General features: G+C 70.5%; 14 protein-coding genes. 8 read left to right on the top strand and 6 right to left on the bottom strand.

Features of this window, described 5'->3' with window-relative positions:
- Positions 1–8: 8 nt before the first annotated feature.
- Both IFR14_RS19430 and IFR14_RS19435 read right to left on the bottom strand, forming a co-directional pair.
- On the bottom strand, positions 9–1,355 hold the full coding sequence (locus tag IFR14_RS19430; protein WP_191942001.1) for a carboxylesterase family protein: 1,347 nt from the start codon (positions 1,353–1,355) through the stop codon (positions 9–11).
- 92 nt (positions 1,356–1,447) lie between these two features.
- Positions 1,448–2,368 (bottom strand): C40 family peptidase, encoded by a 921-nt coding sequence (locus tag IFR14_RS19435; protein WP_191942002.1) that lies wholly within the window; start codon positions 2,366–2,368, stop codon positions 1,448–1,450.
- A 262-nt stretch (positions 2,369–2,630) separates the two neighbouring features.
- Here IFR14_RS19435 and IFR14_RS19440 point away from each other — a divergent pair, with 262 nt between their 5' ends.
- From IFR14_RS19440 to IFR14_RS21070, 3 genes are read left to right on the top strand one after another with little or no spacing between them, the layout of a single operon-like run.
- Positions 2,631–2,957 carry a FitA-like ribbon-helix-helix domain-containing protein gene (locus IFR14_RS19440; protein WP_191942003.1) on the top strand — a complete coding sequence of 109 codons (327 nt, stop codon included), beginning with the start codon at positions 2,631–2,633 and terminating at the stop codon, positions 2,955–2,957.
- On the top strand, positions 2,954–3,223 hold the full coding sequence (locus IFR14_RS21065) for a PIN domain-containing protein (protein ID WP_342365752.1): 270 nt from the start codon (positions 2,954–2,956) through the stop codon (positions 3,221–3,223). The genes IFR14_RS19440 and IFR14_RS21065 overlap by 4 nt, the downstream gene beginning before the upstream one ends.
- Positions 3,220–3,384, top strand: a complete 165-nt coding sequence (locus tag IFR14_RS21070; protein WP_249407050.1) for a hypothetical protein — start codon at positions 3,220–3,222, stop codon at positions 3,382–3,384. Before IFR14_RS21065 ends, IFR14_RS21070 begins: the two co-directional genes overlap by 4 nt.
- An 18-nt stretch (positions 3,385–3,402) precedes the next feature.
- Here the strand turns inward: IFR14_RS21070 and IFR14_RS19450 are convergent, their stop codons facing one another.
- From IFR14_RS19450 to IFR14_RS21505, 3 genes are all read right to left on the bottom strand, one after another.
- Positions 3,403–4,434 (bottom strand): LacI family DNA-binding transcriptional regulator, encoded by a 1,032-nt coding sequence (locus tag IFR14_RS19450; protein WP_191942004.1) that lies wholly within the window; start codon positions 4,432–4,434, stop codon positions 3,403–3,405.
- Between the two features lie 280 nt (positions 4,435–4,714).
- A complete protein-coding gene (locus tag IFR14_RS19455) occupies positions 4,715–6,148 on the bottom strand; it encodes a sensor histidine kinase (RefSeq protein WP_124767611.1) in 1,434 nt (477 codons plus the stop codon).
- 4 nt (positions 6,149–6,152) lie between these two features.
- On the bottom strand, positions 6,153–6,857 hold the full coding sequence (locus IFR14_RS21505; RefSeq protein WP_079706411.1) for a response regulator transcription factor: 705 nt from the start codon (positions 6,855–6,857) through the stop codon (positions 6,153–6,155).
- Between the two features lie 197 nt (positions 6,858–7,054).
- On the opposite strand from IFR14_RS21505, the gene IFR14_RS19465 reads away from it, so the two are divergent.
- The 4 genes from IFR14_RS19465 to rhaS all read left to right on the top strand — a co-directional run bounded on the left by IFR14_RS19465 (position 7,055) and on the right by rhaS (position 11,882).
- The gene (locus IFR14_RS19465) at positions 7,055–8,608 is read left to right on the top strand and encodes a sugar ABC transporter ATP-binding protein (RefSeq protein WP_079706410.1); all 1,554 of its coding nucleotides are present in this window, start codon (positions 7,055–7,057) and stop codon (positions 8,606–8,608) included.
- Positions 8,605–9,657 carry an ABC transporter permease gene (locus IFR14_RS19470; protein WP_191942005.1) on the top strand — a complete coding sequence of 351 codons (1,053 nt, stop codon included), beginning with the start codon at positions 8,605–8,607 and terminating at the stop codon, positions 9,655–9,657. Before IFR14_RS19465 ends, IFR14_RS19470 begins: the two co-directional genes overlap by 4 nt.
- Entirely contained in the window at positions 9,650–10,750 is a 1,101-nt protein-coding gene (locus IFR14_RS19475) for an ABC transporter permease (protein ID WP_124767613.1), read from the top strand. Before IFR14_RS19470 ends, IFR14_RS19475 begins: the two co-directional genes overlap by 8 nt.
- Positions 10,751–10,820: 70 nt before the next feature.
- Positions 10,821–11,882: a rhamnose ABC transporter substrate-binding protein gene (rhaS, locus tag IFR14_RS19480; protein ID WP_085514253.1), complete on the top strand. Its 1,062-nt coding sequence runs from the start codon at positions 10,821–10,823 to the stop codon at positions 11,880–11,882.
- Positions 11,883–11,972: 90 nt separating this feature from the next.
- Here the strand turns inward: rhaS and IFR14_RS19485 are convergent, their stop codons facing one another.
- Positions 11,973–12,401 (bottom strand): PLD nuclease N-terminal domain-containing protein, encoded by a 429-nt coding sequence (locus IFR14_RS19485; protein ID WP_191942006.1) that lies wholly within the window; start codon positions 12,399–12,401, stop codon positions 11,973–11,975.
- Positions 12,402–12,449: 48 nt separating this feature from the next.
- Between IFR14_RS19485 and IFR14_RS19490 the strand changes: the two genes are divergently transcribed.
- A complete protein-coding gene (locus tag IFR14_RS19490) occupies positions 12,450–13,379 on the top strand; it encodes an aldo/keto reductase (RefSeq protein ID WP_191942007.1) in 930 nt (309 codons plus the stop codon).
- Positions 13,380–13,502 lie beyond the last annotated feature (123 nt).

Here is a 13,502-nt window from a genome sequence, read left to right on the forward strand (position 1 = left end):
GGCCACGCTCAGCGGTCGAGCGTGACCACGTCGCTCAGGCCCGCCGTCGCGTCGGCGGCCAGGACCCCGTCACGCGCGAAGTCGGCCCACATCTGACGCAGGAAGCGGCCACGACGGTCGACCTCGGCCCACGTCGCCGAGCCGATGAGCGCCGTCCGGCTCCACGACCGTTCGGTGCCGAGGAGCAGGGGCAGGTCCGTCACGTGCGACGCCCCGTAGGGGCTGCCGGGCGGCGCCCAACTGAGCTCGTACCGCGTGGCCCGACCGCCCGACGCCCGATGCCGTTCGACGAACTTCCGGGCGTCGCGCGTGTACGTGAGATGCGTCGTCGCGCCGACGAGCGCCCGCCGGATCGGGTCACCGACGAACGGCACCGAGGTCATGCGAGCGAAGGCCGGGATGAGCGGCACGTACAAGCGCGTCTCCTCCGTGGTCGAGCCGATCAGCACGTCGATGCGCGAGGCGGCCTCCCGCCAGGCGGCGTCGCGGTCGGCCTCTGCCGGGAGCGGCGCATGACCGTACTGGGTGCCGAACGCCATGCCGCCACGCAGTCCGAACCGTCGCGCCGCCCGCTCCACCTGCTCTTCGAGCGCGAGTAACTCGACCACCGGGGTGTCCCGCGTCGGGCTGCCGGCCGCCCGCATCATCGCGCTCGCCATCTTCGCCCGCCCACTACTGATGCCGAGCGGCGCGCTCTGGACGATGGCGCGCTGGAAGAGCCCCGCGGTGCCGTCGCTGATCATGAGGTGCGCGATCGCATCGCCGCCCGCCGACTGCCCGAAGAGCGTGACCGACCCCGGGTCGCCGCCGAACGCAGCGATGTGCTCGTGGACCCACCGGAGCGCGAGGACGAGGTCCAGCAGGCCGAGGTTCGCCGGCAGCGTCTCTCCGTCACCGAGGAAGCCGAGGATCCCGAGCCGGTACGTGACCGACACCACGATGACCCGCTGCTCGACGACCAGGCTGATCGGATCGTAGACGTCGAGGTCGCCGGCGCCCGTGACGTAGGCCCCGCCGTGGATCCACACCATCACCGGCAGCGACTCGTCCGGGCGCGCGTCCGCAGGGAGCGTGATCGAGAGCGCCTGGCAGTCCTCCGAGTCGACCATCCCCTCACCGGCACCCTCGAGGACGGCCTCGAGCACCCGGGAGGAACGCTGCGGCGAGGCCGGCGCCCGTTCGAAGGCCCGGAACGGCACCGGATCGCCGTCGGCGCCGACGGGAAGACCGGTCGGCTCCGGCACCTCGAAGCGCCCCGCGCGGGCGTACGGGATGCCGCGGGCCCGAACCACCGCGCCGTCGACCCGACCGAGGATCGTGCCGAGGGAGGTCTCGAAGCCGCGTGCGTCGCTCATCAGTCCACGCTATCCGTCGCTCCGGCTGAGTTGCCCGGAACCGTGCGTATTTACGGTGAAAACGCACCGTTCCGGGCGACTCAGCGCTCGGCCTACGGGATGCGGATGTAGACCGGGTCGCCCCAGATCGACAGACGGTGCTGGACGTAGCGTCCCCAGTCGGGAGAGTCGTACATGCCGCCCGCGCCGTCGTAGATCGCGATGTGACCTTCCGGCCAGTAGAGCAGGTCGCCGGCGACGGCCTCCGACGCCGAGATCTGCACGCCCGACGCTGCCTGCGCACCGGCGCCGCGAGGCAGGGACACACCGAACGCCGCGAAGACGTACTGCACGTAGCCGTCGCAGGCGAAGCTGTCGGACGGGTCGTTGCCGTTGCCGTAGGGGACGACGCCGACGAACTGCGCAGCGTAGGCGAGGATCGCCTCGCCGGATCGGGCGACGGCGGGAGCCGCGTAGGTGCGTCCCGCCGAAGCCGACGCGGACGACGAGGAGGCGGCGGATGCACTGGCGGCCGCCTCGGCTGCAGCAGCTGCAGCGGCGGCCGAGGCGGCGTCGACCTCCTCCTGGCTGGTCGCGCCGTAGCCGTCGCGCACGAAGGGCACATCGGCTGCGGTCGACGGCACGGAGTACGACACCGACTGCATCGTCGCTGCAGACGGGATCGCGCCACCGGTCGCCGCATCGACGTCGACGCCGGCAGCGGCCGCCGGCAGTGACACCGATACGAAGAGCCCGGTTGCGAGCGTCATGACGCCGAACGTGGCGAACGGCTTGGCGCGCTTCGCGAACGAGCTCTTGCCGCGTGGGGCCGAGGGCCGCTTGGTGGGCACGAGGTCGACGTGGCGTCGCTCCTCCTCGGCGGAGGCGGTCCAGCTGGCGTCTTCGAGTCGAGCCGCGCGACGGGCGGCTCGTGGGCTGAGGGCCACGTGGCGGCCGCCGGTCCGGGCGGGGGTCACGGCCGGAGTGTTCGGGTCGCGGCGCTCGAGGGCGCGCGCAGGGGTGGTGCTGGTCATGTGCGGGGTACCGTCCTGGGTCTCGGTCGCGTCGGGGGCGCGCTCGGTTCATGCTCGGTGGGTGCAGCATCGCCTCGGCAGAGCCGCCCCTCGATGACCGCGGTCGACCGGTTGCCCGATCCGAGGGAGGCGAAACGGCCACCCTACGTGGACGTCCCTGAGAGGATCCTCCGCTTGGCGCGGCCTGTGGAGGACCGATGAAGCCCGAATCGCCGATTTGCTAGCATCGTGCTAGCACTCCATTCCCACGAGAGGTGACGACATGCCCACGGTGACCGTCCGGAATCTCGATGAGGACACAAAACGCGGTCTGCAACAGCTCGGCGCCTTGCACGGACGATCGATGGAGGCGGAGATCCGGGCGATCCTCGCCGCGGCCGTCAGGACGACGACGGCTGAGGATCTCCGCGCCGCCTCGGCCGCCGACAGCGACCGACCGGGGCTGGCGGAGCGTATCCATCAGCGCTTCGTCGACCTCCACCTCGACGGTGAACTCGTCATCGAACTGCCCGACCGCGCCACGACCACCCGACCGAATCCGTTCGACGATGCCGCGAGCGCCGACGCGGACGACCCGGCCCCGAGGTGATCATCCTCGATACGAACGTCGTCTCCGAACTGTTCAAGCCACGGCCCGACCCCACGGTTGCCCGGTGGCTCGACCGGCAGGACGAGGCCGACCTCCACCTCACCGCGATGACCGCTGCCGAGCTCCTCGAAGGAGCCCTGCGCCTCCCTGCAGGCGCTCGCCGATCGGCGCTCGTCGGGGCCGTGGCGACCGTGCTCGATGCCGACTTCGCAGGACGCGTCCTCCCCTTCTCGTGGAAGCCGCGCTCGACTACGCGGAGCTCATGACGACGCGACGCCGCTCCGGCAACCCCATCGGACCTCAGGATGCGATCATCGCGGCCATCGCGAGATCCTCCGACGCCGCTCTCGCGACGCGGAACACGCGCGACTTCGCCGGTGTCGGCATCCACCTCATCGACCCGTGGGTCCCCGACCACCTGGCATGACGCAGGACGGCACTAGACTCAGGACGGGTCGACGCCGACCGTCGACTGCCGGACGACGAGTTCCGGCTGGAAGACGATCTGCTCGGGCACGCGTCGAGCGCCCGCGTCCGCCTCACGGAGCAGGAGCTCGACGGCGGTGTGGCCGATGAGTGCGCTCGGCTGACGGATCGACGACAGCGGGACGACCGCCGCCGACGCGAAGTCGATGTCGTCGTATCCGATCAGGGCGATGTCGTCCGGCACGCGCACCGAACCGAGCATGCTGAACGCCTGCAGAACCCCCATCGCGAGGAGGTCGTTGGCCGCGAACACCGCGTCGGGCCAGTCGTCACGAGGACGGTTCCGAATGGTCTCGCCCGCGGAACGGCCCTGCAGCACCGTCAACGCGGTGGTCTCCACGACCTCGAGGGTGACCTCGGCACCACCGGCCGCGGCTGCATCGACCGCCTGACGCGCACCGGCGAGCCGGTCGACGACCTGCCGGAGCGAGGACGGACCACCCACGACCGCGATACGACGCCGACCGAGTCCGATGAGGTGCTCGACCGCGAGCCGCCCGCCCGCGACGTCGTCGACGGCGACCGATGAGAAGCTCGTGTCATCGGTCTGCCGATCGACGAGGACCGTCGGCGTGCCACGGTCGCGCAGTCGGCTGAGCCGGGTGAGGTCGTCGCCGAGCGGGGTGATCAGGACACCGGCGACCCGCTGCTCCTCGAAGAGGTCGAGGTAGGCGCGCTCGCGGTCGATGCTCTCGTCGCTGTTGCCGAGCAGGACCGACCACCCCTCCGCATCGGCCCGGTCCTCGGCGCCGCGAGCGACGTCGGTGAAGAACGGGTTGCCGACATCGAGCACGACGAGGCCGACACTGCGGCTGCGACCGGCCCGGAGCTGGCGGGCCGCGTCGTTCCGCACGAAGCCGAGCTCGTCGATCGCCGCGTGGACGCGGTCGACGGTGACGGGCGAGACCTTCTCGGGGCGGTTCAGCACGTTGGAGACGGTCCCGACCGAGACGCCGGCTCTCGCCGCGACGTCCTTCACGCTCGCGCTCACGGCTCCCCTTCGCCTGTCGGACCCGCCAGGCGACGCCGGACGGGCTGGCTCATTGTTGCACGCAGCGCCTTCGCGCGCCCGCGCAGCCCGCTGCCACCCGCCCGCCGCCGTCCCCAACTCAGGACTCCCCCGGCGCGCCGCACCCACCCCAACCCGACACACCGGGCGAGTCCTGAGAACGGGTCACCCGCCCGCCTGCGTCCCCAACTCAGGAGTTCCCCGGCGCGGCGCCCCCGCCCGACCCCGACACACCGGGCGACTCCTGAGAACGGCGCGATGATCAGGCGGGATCGACCGGCAGGGCCGACGCGGCGGGCAGGGTGACGACGACCTCGAGACCGTGGCCGGGTCGGTTGTGCAGCACGATCGCCCCACCCGCGTTGCGTGCGATGGCGGCGACGATCGCGAGCCCGAGCCCGGAACCGTGCCCGGAGGACCGCGTCGCGTCCGACCGGCTGAACCGCTCGAGCGCCCGCGGTTCGAAGGCCGGGTCGAGTCCTCCGGCGTTGTCCGACACCCGGAGCGTGAGCTGACCGCCGTCGTCGTCGAGCATGACCGACACCCGGCGCGGAGCGCCCCCGCGCTCGGTGAAGGCCTGCAGCGCGTTCCCCGCGAGGTTGTCGACGACCCGACCGACATCGTCGGCGCGCACGGCGTACACCGCCGCACCCTCCCCCGGCCCGCTCTCAGCGATCGCGCTCACGTATTCGACCTCGATCCCGGCCAGCGCGTCGTCCGAGGCGACCCGGAACCGCGCGCGCTCGACCGCCTCGAGCACGTCGGCCTCCAACCTGGCCGCGCTCGTCCGCTCCTCCGGCGTCGCCGCCTCGATGCGGGACAGCTCGAGCAGCGAGGTGACGAGCGCCGACAGCCGCGTCGCACTGCGCTCCGCCCCCTCGATGTCGGCGAGCAGTTGCTCACGCGACGAGTCCTCGAGGCGCGCGAGTTCGAGCTGGGTGCGGAGGATCGCGAGCGGCGTGCGGAGCTCGTGACTCGCGTCGGACACGAGTTGCCGTTCGCGGTCCGCCGAGGCCCGCAGCCGCTCGATCAGGTCGTTGAGGGTGATCGCGAGCTGCGCGATCTCGTCGTCCGCGCGGCCGACCGGCAGCACCTCGTCCGTCGACCGTTCGCTGAGGCTCTGCGCGCTCACCCGGAGCCGCGTGACGGGCCGGAGCGACACCGTCGTCAGGATCCACCCGCCGGCCGCGACACCGAGGACGAGGAGCGCGAAGGACCCGACGAGCAGGAGGCGCATCTGGACGAGGACGGTCGTCTCCTCGGCCTCGTCGCGTCCGGCGATGACGTACCAGGTGTCGCCACCGACGGTCACGGGCTGTGACAACAGGATGTAGGTGGCTGAACCGGCGTCGACGGTGGTGACCTCCCGCGTCGCGGCGAGCGCCGGGAGTTGCGCGGCGAGGGTCGTCGGCAGGCTGAAGACCGGGATGGAGCCGTCGGGGGCGATGACCGCGATGCGGGTGCCGAGGCCGGGTCCCTGGAGCGGGTCGTCGGGTCTCGCCTGCAGCGCGAACACGTATTGTGCGCCGTCACTGCGGAGCGCCTGGACGGTGCCGTCGCGGACGATGCGCTCCAGCTGGGCGTTGATCGCGAGCCCGGCGAAGAGCGACACGACGACGGCGATGAGCAGACTGCCCCCGGCGATCCGCGTGCGGATGCCGTGGTGCCGCGTCGACCGGCGACGGTCCGACGACACGCCCTCAGCTCCCTGCGGCGACGAGCGAGAACCCCACGCCGCGGCTCGTCACGATGCGGACGCCCGCCTCCGCCAGGTCGAGTTTGCGACGGAGGCGGCTGATGTACTGGTCGACGACGTTCGGGTCGATGTTGTCGAAGGTCTCCCAGACCTCCCGCAGCATGGCCGCCCGGGAGACGACGACGCCCGGATCGGTCGCGAGCACCCGGAGGACGTCGAACTCGGTCCCGCTCAGCGGCACGTCGTGGTCGCCGACGCGTGCCCGGTGCCGGTGCAGGTCGAGCGTCAGGCCACCGACGTCCAAGCGGGGCTGCACGGTGAGCGCGTCCCGACGCCGGACCGCGCGGATCCGGGCGGCGAGCTCGGCGAAGGCGAACGGCTTGATCATGTAGTCGTCGGCTCCGGCGTCGAGCCCACGGACCCGGTCGTCCACGGCGTCGCGCGCCGTGAGCAGGATCACCGCGAGCGTCGGGTCGAGGCCTTTGAGCTCGCGGCAGACGGCGAATCCGGAGAGCCCGGGGAGCATGACGTCGACCACCGCGACCTGGAAGCCCGCGTCGCCACCGGACACCGGCGCGATCGCCTGCCGCGCGAGGTCCAGCGCGGTCGGGCCGTCGAACGCCGTCGTCACGTCGTGGCCGTCCGACCCGAGACCGCGGGACAGGAGGCCAGCCATCTCGCGTTCGTCATCGACGACGAGGATCCGCACGGTCGTCCTCCTTCGCCATCGAGCATCCACAGCCTAGGCGAGCCGACCGGGGCGCCGTTTCTGAAGGTCCTGTCAGGAACGACCGCTTCGCCTTGCCGCCCGCGATCCGACGGCCATACAGTGCAGGTGCTCCCGACCCTGAATCGATTCACATCCCGCCGGGAGCGAGCCCCTCACCGTGGAGGAACGGACCCTCAATGACGATCGACCATCCAGCGCAACCGGCGCGCACCGAACCTGCCGGGCGCAGCGCCCAGCCGGCGCTCTCCCTCATCGGAGCCGCCAAGACCTTCGGCCCCGTCGTCGCCCTGGCCGACGGCACCATCCAGATCGAGGCCGGCGAGATCCACGCGCTCGTCGGCGAGAACGGTGCCGGGAAGTCCACGCTCGTGAAGATCCTCGCCGGGCTCTACACCCCAGATGCCGGCGACTTCACCCTCGCCGGGAAGCCCGTCGCCTTCCGCGGCGTCGCCGACAGCAAGGCCGCGGGCATCTCCGTGATCTACCAGGAGCCGACCCTGTTCCCCGACCTCACCGTCGCCGAGAACATCTTCATCGGCCGCCAGCCGAAGAACGGCCTCGGACTCATCAGCACTGGCGCCATGCGGAAGGCCGCCCGCGCCCTGTTCGACCGCCTCGGCGTCCAGATCGACCCCGACCGCGTCGCCGAGGGCCTGTCGATCGCCGACCAGCAGATCATCGAGATCGCGAAGGCCATCTCGCTCGACGCCAAGGTCCTCATCATGGACGAACCGACCGCCGCGCTCTCCGGCGTCGAGGTCGACCGCCTCTTCCAGGTCGCCCGCTCCCTGCGCGACGCGGGCGCCGGCATCATGTTCATCTCCCACCGCTTCGAGGAGGTCTTCGCGCTGTGCGACCGCATCACGGTCATGCGCGACGGCCGCTACATCGCCACGCACGTCACGAACGAGACCTCCGTCGACGCGATCGTCCGGCAGATGGTCGGTCGCGACATCGCCGCCCTCTTCCCCAAGCAGGACGCGGAGATCGGCGACGCGGTCCTCACCGTCGACGGGCTGTCGCGCGCCGGCGTCTTCTCCGACATCTCGTTCACGGTGCGCTCGGGTGAGATCGTCGCCCTCGCGGGACTCGTCGGCGCCGGGCGCACCGAGGTCGCCCGCGCCGTCTTCGGCATCGACCCCTACGACACCGGACGCGTCACGCTCGACGGCAAGCCGGTGAAGGCCGGCGACCCGCAGGCCGCGATCGACGCCGGCATGGGCTTCGTCCCGGAGGACCGTCGCAAGCAGGGTCTCGTGATGGACCTGTCGGTCGCCCGCAACGCGACCCTCACCCTCCGCCACCGGCTCGCGCGGTTCGGGATCATCTCCGGCCGCCGCGAACGCGAGGCGGCCGAGGAGTGGTCGGCCCGCCTCCAGGTGAAGACCGGCTCGCAGGAGTACGCGGTCTCCACCCTCTCCGGCGGCAACCAGCAGAAGGTCGTCCTCGCGAAGTGGCTCGCCACCGAGCCGACCTTCCTCATCGTCGACGAGCCCACCCGCGGCATCGACGTCGGCACGAAGAGCGAGGTGCACCGCCTCATCTCCGAACTCGCCGGCCGCGGCATCGCGATCCTCATGATCTCCTCCGAACTGCCCGAGGTCCTCGGCATGGCCGACCGCGTCCTCGTCATGCACGAGGGCCGGATCACCGCCGAGCTCACCCGCGAAGAAGCGACCCCGGAGACCGTGATGCACGCGGCCACCGGTTCCCTGGAAGGCGCACGATGACCGACACCACCACCAAGCCGGGAGGCGGCCGCCCCGTCACCGTCGCGACCGAGCGCACGACGAACCCGATCGCATCGATCGTGCGACTCCGGGAGCTCCCGGTCACCGTCGCCCTCGTCGTCCTCGTGCTCGTGACCTACCTCGCGAACCCGCTGTTCCTGTCGGCGCAGGGGGTGAAGGACCTCCTCCTCAACGCGACGATCATGATCATCCTCGCCGTCGGTCAGGCGCTCGTCATCATCACCCGCAACGTCGACCTGTCCGTCGGCTCGATCCTGGGGCTCGTCGCCTTCGCGACCGGCACGATGTTCGCGACGATGCCGCAGCTGCCGATCATCGCGGTGTTCGCCATCGCGATGCTGCTCGGTGCGGTGCTCGGCGCGATCAACGGTGCGCTCGTCACGATCGCGAAGGTCCCCGCCCTCGTCATCACCCTGGGCACGCTCTACATCTACCGAGGCCTGAACAACGCGTGGGCCGGTGGCACGCAGTACTTCGCGGACGACCGCCCCGACGCGTTCGGGAACCTGTCCGTCGACACCGTCCTCGGCTTCCCGGTCATCACCCTCATCGCGATCCTCGTCGTGGTCGTCGTCGCCGTCTACATGGCCGGCGCCCGCTCCGGCCGCGACCTCTACGCGATCGGGTCGGACCCCGACGCCGCGAAGCTGTTCGGCATCCCGGTCGGCCGCCGCGTCTTCCTCGCCTTCCTGGCGAACGGGCTGCTCGCCGGACTCGCCGGCGTGCTCTACGCCTCGCGCTTCAACTCGGTCGGCGCGACCACCGGGTCGGGCATGGAGCTGGACGTCGTCGCGGCGGCCGTGGTCGGTGGTGTCGCGATCTTCGGCGGCAGCGGCTCCGTCGCCGGGGCCGCGATCGGCGCGATCCTCCTCACCACCATCACGAGCGCCCTCACCGCCCTGCGCGTCGACAAGTTCTGGCAGCAGGCGATCGTGGGCATCCTCATCCTGGCCGCGATCATCATCGACCGCGTCGCCAGCCTCCGTACGGCCAAGAAACTGCGAATGAGCGAGGCACGCGATGTCTGATCTGAAGACCCCGGCAGCCCCGAAGGCTCCGTTCACCAAGGGCTCCGGCCCGCTCGGCACCGACACCACCGGCGTGCTCGTGGCCGAACCGAAGGGCCGCACCGGTGCCTCGCGCATCCTCCTCGGTCGCGACGCGATCATGATCTACGCGCTGCTCGTCGTCGTCATCGGCGCCTGCCTGCTCATCCCGCGGTTCGCCTCCCCCGTCACCGTCGGCTTCCTTCTCCTCGACGTCATCCCGATCCTCCTCATCGCGATGCCGATGACGCTCGTCATCATCACCGGCGAGATCGACCTGTCCGTCGCAAGCACCGCGGGCCTCACGAGCGCCGTCATCGGTGTGCTGTGGGCCGGCGGCGGGATGGACATCGGGGTCGTCCTCCTCATCGGGCTGCTCGTCGGAGTCGTCGCCGGCGCGTTCAACGGCTTCCTCATCGCGGTGGTCGGACTCCCGTCGCTCGCGGTGACGATCGGCACGCTCGCGCTGTTCCGCGGCCTCGCGCTCGTCGTCATCGGCGACAACGCGGTCGCCAACTTCCCGCCCGAGCTCACCGCGTTCTTCACGTCGAAGATCGGCTCGACCGGCATCCCCGTGGTCATGGTCGGGGTCCTCGTCGTCGTGCTCGCCTTCGGGGTCATCCTGCACCTGACCCCCTTCGGCCGCGGGCTGTACGCGCTCGGGTACAGCACGGAGGCCGCGAGCTTCGTCGGCATCAAGGTCGCCCGCTCGAAGTTCTGGCTCTACGTCGCGACCGGCGGTGTCTCCGCCCTCGCGGGGGTGTTCTGGACGCTCCGCTACTCGAGCGCCCGCAGCGACAACGCCTCCGGGCTCGAACTCGCCGTCATCGCGGCCGTGCTCCTCGGCGGCGTCTCGATCTTCGGCGGCAAGGGGTCCATCCCGGGTGTCGTCGCGGGTGTGCTGCTCATCGGCACCATCAACTACGCGCTCCGACTCGGCCGCGTCTCCGACGTCGTCCTCATCATCGTGACCGGGACCCTGCTGATCGCCTCGGTGGTCGGCCCCAGTATCTTCGAATCCGTCAAGCAGTGGAACCACCACCGACGGATCCGACGCAGCCTGCCCCAGCACTGATCTCCCGATCGGCGCAGCCCTCGGGGCACCCCACGCCACAGCACCAGGCGTATCCAGAAAGGAACAGACAATGCAGTCGATTCGAAACCGCGCAGCAGGCCGTTCGGCCCGTCGCGCAGCGGCCCTCATCGCCGCAGCAGCCTCCCTCGCCCTCATCGCGACGGGGTGCGCCACCGGCGACTCCGCGGGATCAGGTGGTGGCGGCGGTGCCGCGGAGAGCATCACCTTCATCCCCAAGCAGCTCAACAACCCGTACACGGACGTCGTGCTCGGCGGCGGCAAGGACGGCGCGAAGGCGGCCGGCTTCAGCGCCACCGAGGTCGTCGGCCCGCTCGAGGCGAGCGCGTCCAGCCAGGTGTCGTTCATCAACGCCGAGACCCAGGCCGGCACGAACGTCATCGTCATCGCGGCGAACGACCCCGACGCCGTCTGCCCCGCCCTCAAGGAGGCCCGTGACGGCGGCGCGAAGATCGTCGCGTTCGACTCCGACACCAGCAAGGACTGCCGCGACGTCTTCATCTCCCAGGTCGTCGCCAAGGACGTCGCCCTGATCCAGACGAAGCTCATCTCGGAGCAGATCGGCGGCTCGGGCGAGATCGCGATCCTCTCGGCCACGGCCAACGCGACGAACCAGAACGAGTGGATCAAGTACATGGAGGAGGAGCTCGCCTCCAACCCGGACTACAAGGACATCAAGCTCGTCGCCAAGGTCTACGGTGACGACGACGACACGAAGTCGTTCCAGGAGGCCCAGGGTCTGCTCCAGGCGCACCCGAACCTCAAGGGCATCATCTCGCCCACGACGGTCGGCATCGCCGCGACCGCCCGCTACCTCTCCACCTCGGAGTACAAGGGCAAGGTCGCACTGACCGGCCTCGGCCTCCCGAACGAGATGCGTCCGTTCGTGAAGGACGGCACCGTCACCGCGTTCGCGCTGTGGGACCCGGCTCAGCTCGGCTACGTCGCCGCGTTCGCCGGCAAGGCACTCGCCGAGGGCACGATCACCGGCAAGGAGGGCGACACCTTCGAGGCCGGCGACCTCGGTGAGCGCGAGGTCGGCGCCGACGGCACCGTCATCGTCGGCCCGCCGACCACCTTCGACGCGTCGAACATCGACAAGTACGACTTCTAGGAGTCACCCGGTCACACCCGACTGCCCTGTCTCAGGAACTCCTCGGCATGCCGCGACCACACCCGGTCGACGCGCCGACGGACTCCTGAGTCAGGGCAGTTTGTCGGCGGCGTCGGGATCGTCGCGCTTCATCTCCAGCTCGAGCTTGCGGATGCGCTCGGCGTCCTCGGCGGCCTGGATCTCGCGCTCGAGGGCGGCGAGCTGCTCCTCCGTGCTGCTGACGGCGCGGTCGGGCTGCGACGGCGAGGGCGTCGCGGTCGTCGAGGGACCGCGACCCGGGCCCCACGAGCCGGACGTCCGCGACTGCTTCCGGCCCCGACGTTCGGGGAGCTTGATCCGGCTCGTCGACCAGTCCTTGCCGAGCAGGAACCACAGGGCGACGCCGATGAGCGGGATGAAGACGATGAGCAGCACCCACACGATCTTGGGCAGGTTGCGCACGACGGGCTCGGGCTGACCCACCACGTCGATGAGCGCGATGATCGTGAGGACGATGAGCAGCAACGACAACACGAACATGTCGTCAATCCTAGGCAGACCACCGGTGGGTTCGGCCAGGATGGTCGGATGAAGACCATCCCCCTGCCCCAGACCGACCTGACCGCGTCCAGCATCGTCCTCGGCCTCATGCGGATCGAGGCCCTCGACGACGAGGCCATCCGCACCCTCTTCCACACCGCACGAGACGCCGGCGTCACCGTGTTCGACCACGCCGACATCTACGGCTCGGAGCGTCACGGGTGCGAGCGTCGCTTCGGCGACGCCGTCACCCTCACCGCCGCCGAGCGCGAGCAGGTGCTCATCCAGTCGAAGGTCGGCATCCGCAAGGGCTTCTTCGACTTCTCGGAGGAGCACATCCTCCGCACCGTCGACGAGTCGCTCGCCGCCCTCAAGACGGACTACCTCGACCTCCTGCTCCTGCACCGCCCCGACAGCCTCGTCGAGCCGGAAGAGGTCGCGTCGGCGTTCGACACCCTGCAGGCCTCGGGCAAGGTCCGGGACTTCGGCGTCTCGAACCACACTCCGGCGCAGGTCGAGCTGCTGAAGGGCTCCGTCGAGCAGCCGCTCATCGTCAACCAGGTGCAGCTGAGCATCACCCACGCCCCGATCATCGCGTCGGGCGTCGCCGCGAACATGGCCGGCCTCGACCAGTCGATCGACCGCGACAACGGGATGCTCGACTACAGCCGCCTGACCGGCATGACCCTGCAGGCGTGGTCGCCGTTCCAGGCCGGCTTCTTCACGGGCGTCTTCATCGGCGACCGCGAGCACTACGCGGAACTGAACGACGTGCTCGACGAGCTCGCAGCCGCACACGGCGTGACGCCGTCCGGCATCGCGACCGCGTGGATCACCCGGCACCCCGCGAACATCCAGGTCGTGCTCGGCACCACCAAGCCGTCGCGCGTCCAGGAAGCGGCCGCAGGTTCCGACGTGACGCTGTCACGCGAGGAGTGGTACCGCCTCTTCACCGCCGCGGGCCACACCCTCCCGTAGCGGTCGCCTCCGGACCGTTCTCAGGACTTCCGCGGCGTGTCGGGTGGAGATCGCCCCACCACACCGGAGGAGTCCTGAGAACGGGACGAAGGTCGCGCCGGTACGCTCGGAGAGGAAGCGGAG

Origin of the sequence: Plantibacter sp. CFBP 8775 (assembly GCF_014839505.1) — a bacterium.
Lineage (GTDB): Bacteria > Actinomycetota > Actinomycetes > Actinomycetales > Microbacteriaceae > Plantibacter > Plantibacter auratus.